Annotated in this window: 13 protein-coding genes; 1 reads left to right on the top strand and 12 read right to left on the bottom strand. The window is 60.9% G+C overall.

Annotation, left to right across the window (positions count from 1 at the left end; genetic code table 11):
* Window positions 1-19: 19 nt before the first annotated feature.
* From hisH to rpe, 6 genes are all read right to left on the bottom strand, one after another.
* Window positions 20-607, bottom strand: coding sequence for an imidazole glycerol phosphate synthase subunit HisH (hisH, locus tag ACYU7Q_RS03450; RefSeq protein WP_460608032.1), 588 nt, complete (start codon window positions 605-607; stop codon window positions 20-22).
* Window positions 608-685: 78 nt separating this feature from the next.
* Window positions 686-1,792 carry a bifunctional histidinol-phosphatase/imidazoleglycerol-phosphate dehydratase HisB gene (gene hisB / locus ACYU7Q_RS03445; protein ID WP_460608030.1) on the bottom strand — a complete coding sequence of 369 codons (1,107 nt, stop codon included), beginning with the start codon at window positions 1,790-1,792 and terminating at the stop codon, window positions 686-688.
* Between the two features lie 48 nt (window positions 1,793-1,840).
* Complete coding sequence (hisD, locus tag ACYU7Q_RS03440) at window positions 1,841-4,255, bottom strand: histidinol dehydrogenase (RefSeq protein ID WP_460608029.1); 2,415 nt, start codon at window positions 4,253-4,255, stop codon at window positions 1,841-1,843.
* Window positions 4,256-4,266: 11 nt separating this feature from the next.
* The gene (gene hisG, locus ACYU7Q_RS03435) at window positions 4,267-5,118 is read right to left on the bottom strand and encodes an ATP phosphoribosyltransferase (RefSeq protein ID WP_460608028.1); all 852 of its coding nucleotides are present in this window, start codon (window positions 5,116-5,118) and stop codon (window positions 4,267-4,269) included.
* 397 nt (window positions 5,119-5,515) lie between these two features.
* A complete protein-coding gene (locus ACYU7Q_RS03430; protein ID WP_460608027.1) occupies window positions 5,516-8,119 on the bottom strand; it encodes a TonB-dependent receptor in 2,604 nt (867 codons plus the stop codon).
* A gap of 27 nt (window positions 8,120-8,146) precedes the next feature.
* Entirely contained in the window at window positions 8,147-8,860 is a 714-nt protein-coding gene (gene rpe, locus ACYU7Q_RS03425; RefSeq protein ID WP_460608026.1) for a ribulose-phosphate 3-epimerase, read from the bottom strand.
* 145 nt (window positions 8,861-9,005) lie between these two features.
* On the opposite strand from rpe, the gene ACYU7Q_RS03420 reads away from it, so the two are divergent.
* Window positions 9,006-9,602, top strand: a complete 597-nt coding sequence (locus ACYU7Q_RS03420; RefSeq protein WP_460608025.1) for a hypothetical protein — start codon at window positions 9,006-9,008, stop codon at window positions 9,600-9,602.
* An 89-nt stretch (window positions 9,603-9,691) separates the two neighbouring features.
* Here the strand turns inward: ACYU7Q_RS03420 and trmB are convergent, their stop codons facing one another.
* The 6 genes from trmB to ACYU7Q_RS03390 form a co-directional block, all read right to left on the bottom strand.
* Window positions 9,692-10,357: a tRNA (guanine(46)-N(7))-methyltransferase TrmB gene (trmB, locus tag ACYU7Q_RS03415; protein ID WP_460608024.1), complete on the bottom strand. Its 666-nt coding sequence runs from the start codon at window positions 10,355-10,357 to the stop codon at window positions 9,692-9,694.
* A gap of 42 nt (window positions 10,358-10,399) precedes the next feature.
* Window positions 10,400-11,713, bottom strand: a complete 1,314-nt coding sequence (locus ACYU7Q_RS03410) for a bifunctional folylpolyglutamate synthase/dihydrofolate synthase (protein WP_460608023.1) — start codon at window positions 11,711-11,713, stop codon at window positions 10,400-10,402.
* Window positions 11,714-11,826: 113 nt separating this feature from the next.
* Complete coding sequence (locus ACYU7Q_RS03405; RefSeq protein ID WP_460608022.1) at window positions 11,827-12,711, bottom strand: hypothetical protein; 885 nt, start codon at window positions 12,709-12,711, stop codon at window positions 11,827-11,829.
* 33 nt (window positions 12,712-12,744) lie between these two features.
* Complete coding sequence (locus tag ACYU7Q_RS03400; protein WP_198068443.1) at window positions 12,745-13,164, bottom strand: ExbD/TolR family protein; 420 nt, start codon at window positions 13,162-13,164, stop codon at window positions 12,745-12,747.
* Window positions 13,165-13,255: 91 nt separating this feature from the next.
* Window positions 13,256-13,954 (bottom strand): MotA/TolQ/ExbB proton channel family protein, encoded by a 699-nt coding sequence (locus ACYU7Q_RS03395; protein ID WP_460608021.1) that lies wholly within the window; start codon window positions 13,952-13,954, stop codon window positions 13,256-13,258.
* 8 nt (window positions 13,955-13,962) lie between these two features.
* Entirely contained in the window at window positions 13,963-15,189 is a 1,227-nt protein-coding gene (locus tag ACYU7Q_RS03390) for an HU domain-containing protein (RefSeq protein WP_460608020.1), read from the bottom strand.
* Window positions 15,190-15,297 lie beyond the last annotated feature (108 nt).

Here is a 15,297-nt window from a genome sequence, read left to right as displayed (position 1 = left end):
TGTGAGGGGGTGACGCCGGTTACAGCGCCAGAAAATTGGCCAGAATGCGCGTGCCCACTGGGCCGCTTTTCTCGGTGTGGAACTGCACACCATAGAAGTTTTTGTGTTGCACTGCCGCGCTGAAGGCGCTGGGATGCGCGGCTTGCGCAATGGTATAGGCCCCCACCGGGGCATAATAACTATGCACAAAATAGACGTGGTCGGCTTCGGTGAGGCCCGCCAGCAACGGTCCACGCAAGGCTTGCAGGTTGTTCCAGCCCATGTGCGGGACTTTGTGGTCAGCATCGGGCACAAAGCGCTGCACCTTGAAGGGTAGTAGGCCGAGCATAGGGGTATCGTTTTCGTCGCTGTGCGTGCCAAGCAACTGCATCCCCAGGCAGATGCCTAGAAACGGCTGGGTGAGGGTGGGCAAGACCAAGTCGAGACCTGACTCACGCAGCGCCTGCATAGCCGATGAGGCTTCGCCTTCACCCGGAAACAGCACTTTGTCGGCACGTCGCAATACGTCGGGGTCGGCAGTCAGGATAGCCTGCGCACCTAAACGTTCCAGGGCAAACAGGACTGATTGCACATTCCCACCCTTATAGTCTACCACTGCTATTTCCATAACAAATCACTTAATCCAAATGAATATAAACCATCATTATTTATTTGGATATACAACATATTTTCCACTTGCTACACACTACAAAATCCCTTTTGTGCTGGGAATAGCAGCTGATTCGTCGCGCTGCAAAGCCATTTTGATTGCCTTAGCCACCGCCTTGAAAATGGCTTCAATCTTGTGGTGTTCGTTGTCGCCCCGGCAGGAAATGTTGAGGGTAGCCCGGGCGTTATCGGTGAAGGACTTAAAGAAATGGAAGAACAATTCGGTAGGCAAATCCCCTACCCGCTCGCGCTTGAATTCGGCGTCCCAAACCAGCCAGGGCCGGCCGGAAAAGTCGATAGCCGCCTGGGCCAAGGCTTCGTCCATGGGCAGCAGAAAGCCATAGCGGGCTAAGCCACGCTTGTCGCCCAGTGCCTGGGAAAAGGCGGTGCCGAGGGCAAGGGCCGTATCTTCAACGGTATGGTGTTCATCAATGTGCAAATCCCCTTTTACACTTATGTGTAAATCAACTCCACTGTGGCGCCCTAGCTGTTCCAGCATATGGTCGAAGAAACCCAAGCCCGTGTGAATATCGGTTTTACCGGTGCCATCCAGGTTAAGACGGATGGCAATCTGGGTTTCGTTGGTGTTGCGCTCGATAACGGCAACGCGGGCCGGGTAACGCAGGAAATTGTAGATAGCCTCCCAACTGGTGGTGGTGAGGGCAGCGCGGGGGTCCGGCTCCTCTCCTATCAGAATGGACTGGCTGCCGAGATTTTCCGCGAGCTGAACATCGGTGAGCCGGTCGCCGATGACGTAGGAATTGCGAAGGTCGTATTCGTTGGCGGGGTCGAGGTACTGGCCGAGCAGGCCCGTGCCGGGCTTGCGGGTGGGCAAGCCTTCGTGCGGAAAGCTGCGGTCGACGTGCTCGGCGGCGAAATACACGCCTTCATTGGCGAGAATGTCCCGCATTAGCTGATGGGCCGGCCAGAAAGTATCCTCCGGGAAGCTCGCGGTGCCCAACCCATCTTGGTTAGAAACAAGGACCAACTCGTATTCCGGCAAATCGCGGGCAATACGCGCCAGCGCGCTGATGGCTCCGGGCAGGAATTGAAATTTATCGGGCGTGAGGCCGTCGATTTGCTGGCTGGGTTGCGGCTCTACGAGGATAGTGCCGTCGCGGTCGATGAAAAGGGCCTTTTTCAACTCAATAAGATTAACGAAGTGCGAGATAAACCGGGGTTGGCCCGGGTACTATTGGATAAGGGATGCGGCAAGCAAGGGTTGCGTTTCGGCCCCGATTTCAGTGAGCGCCTGCACCAACTGGCTATTTTCGGCTGCTGTACCAACGGTGAGGCGAAGGCAGCCAGCGCAGCCCGGCTGGGTAGTCCGGTTGCGGACTACAATGCCCCGGCTGCGAAGCTGGTCGTACACCGCGGTGGCATCAACAGTGAAGCGCACGAGCAGGAAGTTAGCATCAGAAGGGAAAATGCGCTCGACGATGGCCACCTGCGCTAACCGCTCAATCAGCCAGCGACGGCCTTCGAGCAGTTCTGCCCGCATTTCGGGCAGACGCGGCGCGGCGGCCAAGGCGGCCAGCGCGTGTTGCTGGGTGGCGGCCGAGATGTTATACGGTGGCTTAATTTTATCGAGGTAGGCAATGAGTTGCGCCGACGCATACGCCACGCCCAGCCGCAAACCAGCCAGGCCCCAGGCTTTGGAAAAAGTCTGCATGACTACCAGACGTGGGAATTCGGCCAGGCGCGTAATCCAACTGGGGGCATCGGCAAAATCGGCGTAGGCTTCGTCGACAACGACCAGGCCCCGGAAACTGCGCAGGATGGTTTCAACGGCTTCCTGCGCAAGTAGATTGCCGGTGGGGTTGTTCGGCGAACAGAGGAAAACCAGCTTGGCATTGGAAGCAGCAAGTTTTTCGGCGGCATCGGCGGGTAGCTGGAAATCAGCGGTCAGCGGCAGACGCTCCACGCGCACATCGTTGAGGTTGGCGGCAACTTCGTACATACCATAGGTGGGCGGGCAGATGACGATGCGGTCCTGGCCCGGCGTGCAGGTGAGGCGCACCAGCAGGTCGATGGCTTCGTCGGAGCCGTTGCCGAGGAAAATCTGGTTCGGCTGAACGCCTTTCAGACGGGCCAAACCGGTCTTGATGGCGCGCTGGTGCGGGTCGGGGTAGCGGCTGAAATCGTCCGGGCCGACGGAACCCAGGCTGTTCTCGTTGGCATCGAGCATGACCGGGGCCATGCCCTCAAACTCGTCGCGGGCCGAGGAATACGGCTGCATCCGCTCCACGCTGGGGCGGATGAGGCCGGCATAGGGGCTCACAGGCGTGGCAACGACGGCTTCCGTCGGGACAGAATTGGTGGTCAGTACAGCCAGGCGCAGGCTAACGGCGCGGGCGTGCGCGGCCAGGCCTTCGGCTTCAGCCATGGTTTCCACCACTGGACCAATGGCTTGCAAGCCCTGGGCCGACAGGCGCTGGAAAGTAATTTTCTTCACGAACGAATCGAGCGACACGCCGCTGTACTGCCGGGCGTAGCCGCTGGTGGGCAGCGTGTGGTTGGTGCCGGAGGCGTAGTCGCCCACGGCTTCGGGCGTGAGGTGGCCCAGGAATACGGAGCCCGCGTTGGTCACCTGGGCGGCGAGGGCATCCGCGTTGTCGGTGGCCAGGATGAGGTGTTCCGGCGCGTACTGGTTAGAGAATTCCAACATGCTGTTGGCATCGGGCAGCAGAATGGCGCGGCTACTTTCCAGCGCTTGCGCGGCCACATCGCGGCGGGGCAACAGGGCCAGCTGGCGGGTTACTTCGGCCTGCACCTGCTCCAGTACCGCACTGGAATCACTCAGCACCACCACTTGCGAATCGGGGCCGTGTTCGGCCTGCGATAACAAATCGGCGGCGACAAAAGCCGGGTTGGCGCTGGCATCGGCAATAATTAATACCTCCGAGGGGCCGGCGGGCATGTCGATGGCCACCCCAAATTCGGCGGCGGCCAACTGCTTGGCGGCCGTGACGTAGCGGTTGCCGGGACCAAAGATTTTGTCCACAGCCGGCACACTGTCCGTACCCAGGGCCAGGGCGGCCACGGCTTGCGCCCCACCGGCTTTCACCACTTTATCAATCCCCAGAAGCTGCGCCACGAATAGAATGACCGGGCTCACCGAGCCATCGGCCTGCGGCGGGGTGCACACCACCACCTCCGGGCAGCCGGCCAGTCGGGCCGGTACGCCCAGCATCAGCAGCGTGCTGAATAGCGGGGCCGAGCCGCCCGGCACGTACAAACCCACGCGCTGCACCGGCACCGCCCGACGCGAGCACACCACGCCAGGCATGGTTTCAACCCGCAACTCGGGCTCGCGCTGGGCGGCATGGAAAGCTTCAATGTTGGATTTGGCCTGGCGGATGGCGGCTTGCAAATCGGCTGGGACCTGGGCGGCCGCCGCGCCGAATTCGGCATCAGAAACCAGCAGGCTGGTGAGCGTGGCTTGGTCGAGTTCGGCAGCCAAAGTCAACAGCGCGGCATCGCTACCGGCGCGAACCTGCTCGAAAATGGCCCGTACGCGGGCGGCTACCTGGGGCGCTTCGCCCGCGGCGGGGCGCTGCTGGAGCGCGGGCCAGGTGCTGGGGTCGGGATAGGAATAAAGCTGCATGGCGGACCGGGCTAGGCAATCATCTTTTCAATGGGCAGCACGAGGATGCCCTCCGCGCCCACGGCTTTGAGCTGGCTGGTGATGTGCCAGAACTCATCTTCCTGCACCACCGACTGCACCGAAACCCAGCCGGCCTCGGCCAGCGGCGTGACGGTGGGCGACTTGATGCCGGGCAACAGCCGCCGCACTTCCTCGAGGGCCGATATGGGCGCGTTGAGCAATATGTATTTGCTGCGCTTGGCGCGGCGCACGGCCTGCATCCGGAACTGGAGCTGCTCCAGCAGGTCCTTTTGCTCGGCGGTGAGGTTGGGCTGGGCGATGAGTACGGCCTCGGAGCGGAAGACGGTTTCGACTTCGCGCAGGCCGTTGCCCAGCAAGGTAGAGCCGCTGCTTACGATGTCGCAAATAGCCTCGGCCAGGCCGATGCTGGGCGCAATTTCGACGGACCCGCTGATGGTGTGGAGGTTGGCCTGCACGCCGTGCTCGGCCAGATAGCGGCCGAGGATGTTGGGATATGAGGTGGCGATGTTCTTGCCTTGCAGCGCTTCGATGGACGGGTAGGCATCGGCGCGGGGCACGGCCAGGCTCAGGCGGCACTTGCTGAAACCGAGAGCTTCGACTTCGAGGTTGGGGTAGCCGGCTTCGACCAGCACGTTCTGGCCCACGATGCCGAGGTCGGCCACGCCATCTTTCACGTAGCCGGGAATGTCATCGTCGCGCAAAAACAGGATTTCGAGCGGGAAATTGGTGGCTTCCGTTTTGAGCTTGTAGGAAGTGCTCAGGAAATTGATGCCGCACTCGCGGATGAGGGCCAGGGAGTCCTCGCTCAGACGGCCGGACTTTTGAATAGCTAAACGGAGCATGAAATAGGGTAACTAGCGGGCGCGGCCCCGACGGGGCACAAGCATTGGATATAGCCCTAACGCAATTTAGACGGCGTATGGCTGAATTTCCCGCAAAGTGAAACGGTGAAGCCCGGGGCACACACCCCGAACGCGGCGGTGGAGACTCGGGCAACCGATGCTAGGCTAGCACCCGGCACACAACCCGGCCTCCCACAGATGGTGGTGATGACCGTGGCCCACAACAGCCCAGCTGCCAGCCGAGGCGGGAAGCGAAACCAGTGAAAACGAAAAGGCGAAGGCGGTCATTGCGGCTGCAAAGGTAATTCGGAAAGCCAAACGGGCAAGTCCGGCCAAAGGTTTCGGAAGTAGCGCGGACTTGTAGTCCGCGCTACTTCACACCATCCCATAAACGGCGCTAGAAGCGCGCAATCAGGCGCAGGTTCACGACGCGCTGGGACAGGTAGTTGGGCACCGAATACGTCACGCCGTTCACGTCCTGCAGGTAGCTGTAGCCGGCCACGTTGTTGGCGGCAAACACGTTCAGGATTTCCAGGCCCAGCCAGAGGCTTTCGAAGCTGTAGAAATGGGCTTTGGGGGCATTATTGTTTTTCAAGCCCACCACTTTGGAGAAGCCCAAATCGACGCGGTTGTAGCTGCGGGTGAGGTCGGAGGTGCCGCGGCGGTCGGGCAGGTTGGGCGGGCTGAACGGCAGGCCGGTGCCAAACACGAAGTTGACGTAGCCGCGCACCGAGGGGTTGTTCGGCAGGTGGTCCTGGAAGAAAATGCCCACGTTCACGCGCTGGTCCTGCGGACGGCGGATGTAGCCTTTGGGCTCGCGGCCGGTCACTTTACCGTTGGCATCCACCACGTTCATCGAGTCGCCGTCCACGTTTTCGCGGGTGGTGAGCACGCCGAGGCTGAACCAGGATTCGGCGCCCTTCACAAACTCGCCGCTGATGCGGGAGTCAAAACCGGCGGCGTAGGCCCGGGCATTGTTTTTGGCGAAGTAACGTAAGCGCACGTTGTCCACGTCGTAGGGCACCACGTCGGTGAGGTACTTGTAGTAGGCTTCGGCGGAGAATTTGAACGGGCGGCCGTACTGCTGAAAGCTAATTTCCTTGCCCACGATGAAGTGGTAGGATTTCTGGGCCCGCAGCTCCACGTTCAGGTTGGCAGTTTGAATCAGGGGCTGGCTGGGGTCGGTGCGGTCGCCGGCCTGGTTGCGTAGCTCGCGGTAGAACGGCGGCTGATAGTACACGCCCACGGCCGCCTTGAACGAGCGGTTGGGGTGTGAGCGGCTGATTTGCGAGAACTGCACCCGGGGGCTGATAACCAGCTGGCCGTTGGTAGTCCAGTAGTGCGCCCGCGCCCCGTAGGTGAGCGTCCTCAGCGAATCGAGATTCCAGGTATCCTGCACGAAGCCTTGGGTGCGGGTGCTTTCCAGGCTCAAATTCGATAGCAGCCGGGTGCGGCGGGCATCGGGCACGAAATCAGCCGAGTCGGCAAAGCTGTACTCGTCGAGCTTGTCGGTGATTTTTTCGCGGCCAATTTTGGCGCCCCAGCGCACGGTGTGGTTAGCAGCGGGTGTCCAGCGGCCCCGGGTTTCGGCCGTGAAAATCCGGGCCGTAAGGTTGTTGCGCGAGTGCTTGAACTGCGAACCAATGTCGCGCTGGCGCACGGCCTGGTTGAAATCGGGTGAGTTGGGGTCGCGGTTGATTTCGGCAAAGGTGTAGGCGGCTTCTACGTCGCGGTATTCAAACTCGCGCGAAACCAGGGCCGAGCCCAGCAGCTCCATCTGAAGCTTCGAGGAGAAGTCGTGCTTCAGGTTCAGGCCGGTTTGGTAGGTATCGAACTGCATCCGCTCGCGGCCATCGTAGGCAATAAAGACGCGGGTGAACTGGTTGGTGCCGGTCGAGAATGTGGCCTGGCCGGTTTCGGGCGAGAAGCGGTAGTCGTTGTGGGCCACCACGCCAAGCAGGCCCAGCGTGGTCCGCTGCAGGTCATCCTTCTTGCCCAGGCCAATGTTCACAAAGGCCTGCGCGTCGTAGAAGGTGGGGTTGTAGCCGCCCTGCGCCTGCTTTAGCGAACTCAGTACATACTGCGCGTTCTTGTAGCGCACGCCGGCCAGGTAGCTCACGCGGCCGTTGGCCGAGCGGGCTTCGGCGTGGGCCGCTCCACCCACCAGACTGGCCGTGAGCGAGGCCGCGAATTTCTCGGGGGTCTTATAATCCACGCTCAGCACCGAGGCCAGCTTGTCGCCGTACTTTGGCTGCCAGCCGCCGCTGCTGAACTCCACCTGCTTCACCAAATCGGGGTTGATGAAGCTCAGTCCTTCCTGCTGGGCCGAGGTAACGAGAAACGGCCGGTAAATCTCGAAGCCGTTGACGTACACCAGGTTCTCATCGTAGTTGCCGCCGCGCACGTTGTACGTGCTGCTCAACTCGTTATTCGACACCACCCCGGGCAGGGTCTTGAGAATGGCGTTGAAATCACCGAACGGCGAAGGAAGCTCTTTGGCTGAGCGCGGGTCGATGCGCGTAATGCTCACCTGCTCGCGGGTGTCGGCCTGGTTGGAGCGACCCGTCACGCGCACGTTGCTCAGCGCTTTGGTATCGAGACGCATGGTTAGGCGCAGGGGTTTGCCAGCATCGCCGGGCAGCTGCAGCGGCTGCCGCAGCGTGATAAACCCCAGGCGGCGTACGACCAGCACCACACTCTGGCCCGCGGCCGGCACGCGCACGGGCAGCGCAAACGCGCCGTCGGCGCTGGTATTGACGCCGCCGGGCTGGCCCTCCACTCCCACCGCGGCCAGCTCCAGGGGCTGGCCGCTGGCATCACGTAGCGTGCCCGTGAGGGTTACCAGGGTGCCCGGCGTTGTTTGCTCTGCACCATTGGCTTGCGCCTGAGCCGTAGTTGTCGGCAAAGCCCCCAGGGCCAGACCACCCAGCAACACCAGGCTGCACTCAACTTTCCTAATAACTGGCACTAACGGCAACGGCAAGGTAGCGGGTTGTTTCACGGAGCTTAAAACGAGCAGGCGGGCCAACTATTGCCGACGGCCGGCGGCCAACGCATCCATTTCCAGGCCGGCCAGGTGGTCGCGCAGCCGGGCCAGCGTAGCCACCGGCCCCTCGGGCGCGCTAAACACAAAATTTCCCGCCACCAACACATCAGCTCCGGCTTCCACCAGCGGGCCGGCATTTTCCATGTTCACGCCGCCATCCACTTCAATCAGCGCATCCGAGCCGGTATCAACCAGCAATTCCTTCAGCATGGCTACTTTTTTCAGCGTGTTCGGGATGAAGGCCTGCCCGCCGAAGCCCGGATTTACCGACATCACCAGCACCACGTCGAGGTCGGCGGCGATGTCTTCGAGCAGCGACACCGGCGTGGCCGGGTTCAGGGCCACGCCGGCCCGGCAGCCCAGCTGCTTGATTTGCTGCACCACGCGGTGCAAGTGCGGGCAGGCTTCGTAGTGCACCGTGATGCTGCTGGCCCCCGCGTCGCGGAAAGCAGCCAGGTAATGATGCGGTTCCTCAATCATGAGGTGTACGTCAATGGGCTGCTTGGCGTAGCGGGCCACGGCCTGCAGCACGGGCAGGCCGAACGAAATATTGGGCACAAACCGGCCGTCCATCACATCGAAGTGCAGCCAGTCGGCGGCGCTGGTGGCGAGGCGCTCGGTTTCGGCTTGCAGGTTGGCTAGGTCGGCGGCCAGAAACGATGGGGCCAGCAAGGGCGTGCGGCGGGATGCATTCATGGCAGCGAAGATACGGCGGCCGCGCGCTCCTTAAATAAGGGTAGGCTCCCGCTTGGGCGCTACTTTTGTGGCGGGCCCACCGGGCCTGCTTCCGTTCCTCGCGCTTTGCTTGCCGGGCGGCTTCTTCTCACCTCCTCGTTTTTCCGTGCCCCACCTCGTTCCTCTTCTTATCCGCGGCATCAACAACCTTTCCGATGCCCGCTACTGCGCCGGCATGGGTGCCGATAAACTCACGTTCATTCTCGACCCCAGCCTGCCCGGACACCTCGATACCAAAAGCGTAAAAGAACTCGCCGGCTGGATTGCCGGAGTTGAACTAATTGGCGAATTCGACCAGCTCAGTGCACATGAAATCAATGCAATATCTGCCGAATGCAGCTTGGATGCCGTGCTGCTGCGCACCCCTCGAACTGACGAAGCGCTAGCCGAAATAGCCCCACCGGTATATCTGGAATTAGCCGCCGATTCCGTAGTGCGGGCCCAGCCCCTGCCCGCTTCGCCTATTGGTTTTGTGCTGGAATTACCAACAGCCGAAACGCCGGAAACCCTCGCAGCACTGCACCAAATCAGCGCGCAAGCCCCCTTGTGGCTCGGCCCCGGCCTGCACCCTGACCGCGCCCGTAAGCTGGCCACGGAGTTGCAGTTGGCCGGCCTGGTATTCCCATCCGGCGACGAAGTGAAGCCGGGCCTGCGCGATTTTGACCAACTGGAAGCCGTATTTGAGGCCCTGGAAATCGACTAAATTTATTTGATGCGGAAGCCAAGCGCCCCGCAGGACCGTTATGCAACGGTTCCTGCGGGGCGCTTGGCTTAGTTCGACCCTCGCTTGGTTTACGTCAGCCGAAACTGCACGTATTTGATGGGCACACCAATGGCGCGGTATTTCCCTTCAAAATTGGTCTGAATGGCTTGGGCTTCGGTGAATTCTGGTGCCGTTTCCGCGTACAAATCCCGCGTAAACCGCTCAACGGAAGTACCAGGGCGGCCTGCCAGCGTTTCCAGCGTGTACTCGAAAAGGCCCTCATTATCAGTCTTCAGGTGCAGCAGGCCACCGGGCGTTAACAATTGTTCATAGAGCGCCAGGAAGCGCGGCGACGTCAGCCGGCGCTTAATGTCGCGGTCGCGGGGCCGCGGGTCGGGAAAGGTTATCCAGATTTCATCCAGCTCGCCAGGGCCGAACTGCGCGGCCAGGGCTTCGGCCCGCATCCGCACAAAGCCCACATTCGTCAGTCCCATTTCGGTGGCGCGGGTACTGCCCCGCCAGATGCGCTCGCCCTTGATATCGAGCCCCAGAAAATTGCGGCCGGGATGGCGCTGGGCCAGGCCCACGGTGTATTCGCCTTTGCCACAGCCAACTTCCAGCGTCAGCGGATGAGGTTCGCGGAAGAAATCGGTGCGCCAGCGGCCGCCCAACTGCTCGTATTCGGGTTTGCCCGGCTCAATAATGTCGGGACGGGAGGCGTTGTCGGTAAAACGCTGAAGCTTAACTCGGGGCAAATCAGTAGGTGTCTGTTGTTATACAAAGGTAAAGCGAGTAGGCTAGGTCGGGGTATATAGCTCCTCCACTTCAGCCACCACAAAGGTGCTGCCGCCAATGAAAACCACGTCGGCTGGACCAGCGGCGTTGCGGGCCGCCGCTACTGCTGCCGCCACCGAAGCGTAGGTTTGGCCATGCAAGCCCAGCGCCTCCCCTTGCGCGGCCAGCTCGCCCGCGGGCAAGGCCCGGGGAATGTTAGCCGCACAGAAATAATAAGTGCCTTCCTTTGGCAGTAAAGCCAGCATTGAGGCTACATCTTTATCATTCACAGTCCCGATTACCAAATGTAAACGCTCATGCGAAACCCGATGTAATTGAGCCATTACTGCTTTCAGGCCGGCCGCATTATGGCCCGTATCGCATATCACCAGCGGCTGGCGGCCGATGATGCTCCAGCGCCCGCGAAGGCCCGTTAGGGCTGTCACCTGGCGCAGGCCGGTCCGCACAGCTGCTTCCGTGATGCGGAAACCCAGGGCCCGCAGTTCATCCAGCGTAGCCAGCACACCGGGCAGGTTGAACTGCTGGTAGTCGCCGGGCAGCCCCAACTCGGCATTGGGCAAATAAGGCCGGCCGTGCTGGTTTACGGCAATCGGGCGCAGGCCTGTTTCAGGCGAAGGCTCTGCGGCAAACGTTGCCTGGTAGATGTGGTCCGCAAAAACCAAATGAGCGAGTTTGTCCGCCGCCTCCCGCCGGAACACGTCGGCTACTTCCGGCTGCGTCTGGCTTACAACCACGGGCACGCCGGACTTTATAATGCCGGCTTTCTCGCCCGCTATTTCGGGCAAGGTATTGCCTAAAAGCGCCTGATGGTCGAAACTAATGTTGGTAATAAGCGACACCAGCGGCGTGATGATGTTTGTCGAATCGAACCGGCCACCAAGCCCTACTTCCACAATGGCAATATCCACCCGTTGTTGCGCGAAGTAATCGAATGCCAACGCCACGCACATCTCAAAAAACGACGGCTTGATTTCTTCAAACAGGGGCCGCCAGCGCGCCACCCATTCCACCAGATAAGCCGGAGCCAGCTCCTGCCCGTTCACCCGAATGCGCTCCGTGAACTCGCGCAAATGCGGTGAGGTGTACAGGCCCACCTTGTAGCCAGCTGCCTGTAGCACCGCCGCCAGCAGGTGCGAGCTGCTGCCCTTGCCATTGGTACCGGCCACATGCACACTCCGAAATTTGCGCTCCGGGTGGCCCAGCGCCTCGGCCAGAGCCAGGGTATTACCCAAGCCTTTTTTGAAGCCCGCCGCGCCCACCCGCTGAAACATGGGAAGCTGCTCGTAGAGGTAAGTAAGGGTTTCTTGATAAGTCACGAGTCTGCGAAAACAGGGGAAAGCGCAAATTAAGTGTATTCCGAGCTTATGCCCACGAAAAAGCCCCGCCGCCTGCGAGCAGACGGCGGGGCTTGCGTTGTCGCTCAGAAAGACTATTTGACCGAGAACTTGAAAGTGTAAAAACCTGTTGCGCCGCCCGGAGCCGAGTTGGTTTTGATGAAGTTGGTATCAAGCAGTTTGTCACGGCACAGCTTTTCCTGCGCCGGCGATACGTTCCCCGAAACCTTGGTTACCGATTCTACCTCGCCGTCGGCCGTAATCTTGATTTTAAAGCGAATCACACCGGAGTTGTCGTCCACCGACTCAACCACTGGCTTGCTCTCGAAGCGCCAGCCGCTCATTTCCAAACCTCCGCTGCCGGGGCTGCTGCCGCTGCCACCGCGGCCGGGTGCACCGTATAGCGCCGTAGCGTCGAGCGTGCCGTTCGGGTCGCCCTGGTCGCCCACGGTGCCCGGGTGGTCGCCGTTATTATTGCCCGTGGGCGCATTACTGGTGCCATTCACGCCGTTGCCACCGCCGGTAGCGCTGCCTTTGGGAGCAAAAGTTACCGCCACTTTGCGGGGTACTTTGGGGGCAGCTTTCACTTCCTCCTTCGGTGGCGCAGGCGTTTCAACCGGCGCTTCCGATATGGGGCTTTCCTCGGCTTCGCTAGTGATTATTTTCTCCTGCGAGGGTGGCGTAGGGTCGGGCGTGGCCACGGCCACGGGGCGCGGCTGCGGGTCGGGGCTGGCCTGGGGCGGGCGGCTGTCTTCGCGGTTGGGCGAGTTGTTGGCCGTGGCCATGCTCTGCACGTTGCCCGAGCCGGCTTCGTCGAGGCCATAGTTCAGCTCCACGCCATCACCGCCGCCCAGTGGGGCCAGCGGCGGGTTCGGACCTTTAAAAACGGTGAAAATGAACAGCAGCAACAGCACCCCGTGAACTACCAGGGTGCCAATCAGGCCTTCGCGGCGGTGCGGTTCTTGATAGTCAATAGCCATGATGCAGTGTACGCTTAACCAGCTGAATTCGGCTTATTTGCCGGCTGCCTGCTGGGCCTGGGTGGCCATCACCATCTTCAGCTTAAGCCGGTTGCCAATCTCTAAAATGTCAACCAGCTTCTGAACGTTCAATGAGGCATCGACGCGCAGCACTACGGTGGGCTGCTCGGTGGTTGGGGCGTTGCCCACCAAGGCAACCAATTCCGGCTCCACGTTGGCGGGTGCCACGGGCTTTTTGTTCACGAAGTATTGCCCGGCCGCATCTACCGAAATGGTAATGGGCTGCTTCATTACCTGCTTGCTGGATTTAGCATTTGGCAGTAACAGCTTAATTACGTTGGGGTTAACCAGCGTCGAAGCAATCAGAAAGAACAACATCAGGAAGAACATGATGTCGTTCATGGCCCCGGTTTCGACGTGCGACGTGAGGCGATGACGGCGGGAAAGATTCATAACTGTTTGAGTTATGAGTTAAGCGTGAGGAGTTAAGAGTTAAGGTTTGCCGAGCGCATCCTTAACTCTTAACTCCTCACGCTTAACTCAATTAGTTGTCCTGCAGAATATCCATGAACTCAATGGCCGAGTTTTCCATGCGGAATACCATGCGCTCAACCAGGATGCTCAGCCAGTGGTAGCCAACGTGGGCAATGATGCCGACAATGAGGCCCGTGGCGGAGGTCACCAGCTTGACGTACAGACCATCGGCCACCTGCGGAATGCCGAACTCCTTGGTGGCGGCGATGGAATAGAAAATCTTGATAACCCCGATGATGGTACCCACAAAGCCAATCATGGGCGCGATGCCGGCGATGATGCCCAGGATGCTGATATTTTTTTCGAGGCGGGCGATTTCAATCTTGCCCACGTTCTCCACGCTGGTTTCGATTTCTTTCAGCGGCAGGCCGATGCGGCGCAGGCCTTTTTCTACCATACGGGCCAGCGGCGAGGCATTCTGGGCGCAGTAGAGCTTGGCCCCGGCCAGGTCGCCCTTCACCATGAGCGAGCGAATGCCAGCCATGAAAGCATCAGGGTTGCCGGCGGCCCGGCGGATGGTGAAGTAGCGCTCGATGATGATGTAGACCGAGAGAAGTGAAAGGGCTACCAGCGGAATCATGATAAACCCGCCGCGCAGCAGCAGGTCGATGACGGGGACACTGGTATTGGCAATTGGAGCAGCAGCGGCGGCGGCGGTATTAACAGTATCGGCAGCGGCAGGAACCACTTGCAGGAGGAATACGGACATGCGGACGGTTAAAATTTCAAGGTATTGTAGTCACAGTGCGTGCTGATGCGCAGGCGCTGGGCTTCCCGCTGGGCCGAGGCCAGGTCGGGATAGTCGGCGGCGGTGAGGCGGAACAGCCGGCTGCCGAAGGGCGGCAGAATGATGTGCGACGCGTGCCCGCTTTTGGCCAGCAGCCTGCGGCCCTGCTCGGCACCGGCCAGGCTGCGGTAGGCCCCGGCAATGACGTAGAAACGCCCGGTGCGGCTTTTAATTGTGACGGTGCTGGCCGTAACGGCCGGGGCTTTAGCCCGAGCCGTACTAGTCGGCGCTACAGGTTCGGCAACCGTACCTGTAGCAGCACTGCTGGCAGTTGCTTTGGGTGCGGCCGGTGCAGCTTCGGTTACTGCGGGCGCAGCGGTAGCTATGGCTTTCGGGGTTTCCTTTTTGAGTGGCAGGCTGGCCGGGGCACTACTGTCGCCCACCATTTCCGGCACGGACTGCGCAGTGGTATTTTCCACCGGCGTCATGCCTTCCGCAGGGCTGGCGCTGCTATTGGCATGGGTGCTGTAATCCTGCTGGCTCAGCGTGGCCTGTTGGGGCTCCGTAATGATGGGGGCGGCGATGCTGGGCTGGCGCTGGGTCCACTCCCATTGCGGCATGGCGGCCTGCCAGCTCACGGGCAGGTATCGGGCTTTCAGCGCGACCTGGTAGTTGGCCAGCAGCAGCAGGCCGGCGGCCACGGCGATGATGCTCGCCGGCAGCAGGCGCGCCAGCGTGGAACGACGAGCGCCGCCGCTGCGCAGGATGGGCTGCGTGCTTTTGACGCGGGCATCGGCCACGCGCACGGGGCGGGCAGCCAGCTCCGGCAGACCAAAGGCGGCGGCCAGTAAATTATCGGTGCCGGTGTATTCAAAAGCGAGACCCCGGCCGGCGGCACGGCGGAAGATGCCGATGCCGGGCAGTTCGGTCCGGTTGGTTTCGTCGAGTTCCTGCTGGAGACCTGCTACGGCGGAGCGCACGGCTTCGCGGGCCTGTGCGATGGACAGGCCCAGGTGCTGGCTCAGGGCATCAACGAGCAGGCCATCGTTGCGCGTCAGGGCCTGGTTGAAGGCCACCAATTTAGTAGGCGGGCTCAACGCCTGGCGGCCGGGCTGCGCACGGGCCGGCGACACATCGGCCACCAATCCCCCGAAGTCCGGAATAATCACGCAATCGTGGTCACGGAGCAAGGGGCGAATGTGGTCGGCGAGGTGCATATGTAATACTTGGGAATTCTGAGACGTGGGCACCCGGCCTTATAAAGCATTAGCAAATTGGAATATTCAAGGTTAAAAGCTCCAACGCTGAAATGGCTGGCATCAATC

The sequence above is a fragment of the Hymenobacter terrigena genome, from assembly GCF_054776515.1.
This window is presented reverse-complemented; position numbering and strand designations above follow the sequence as displayed.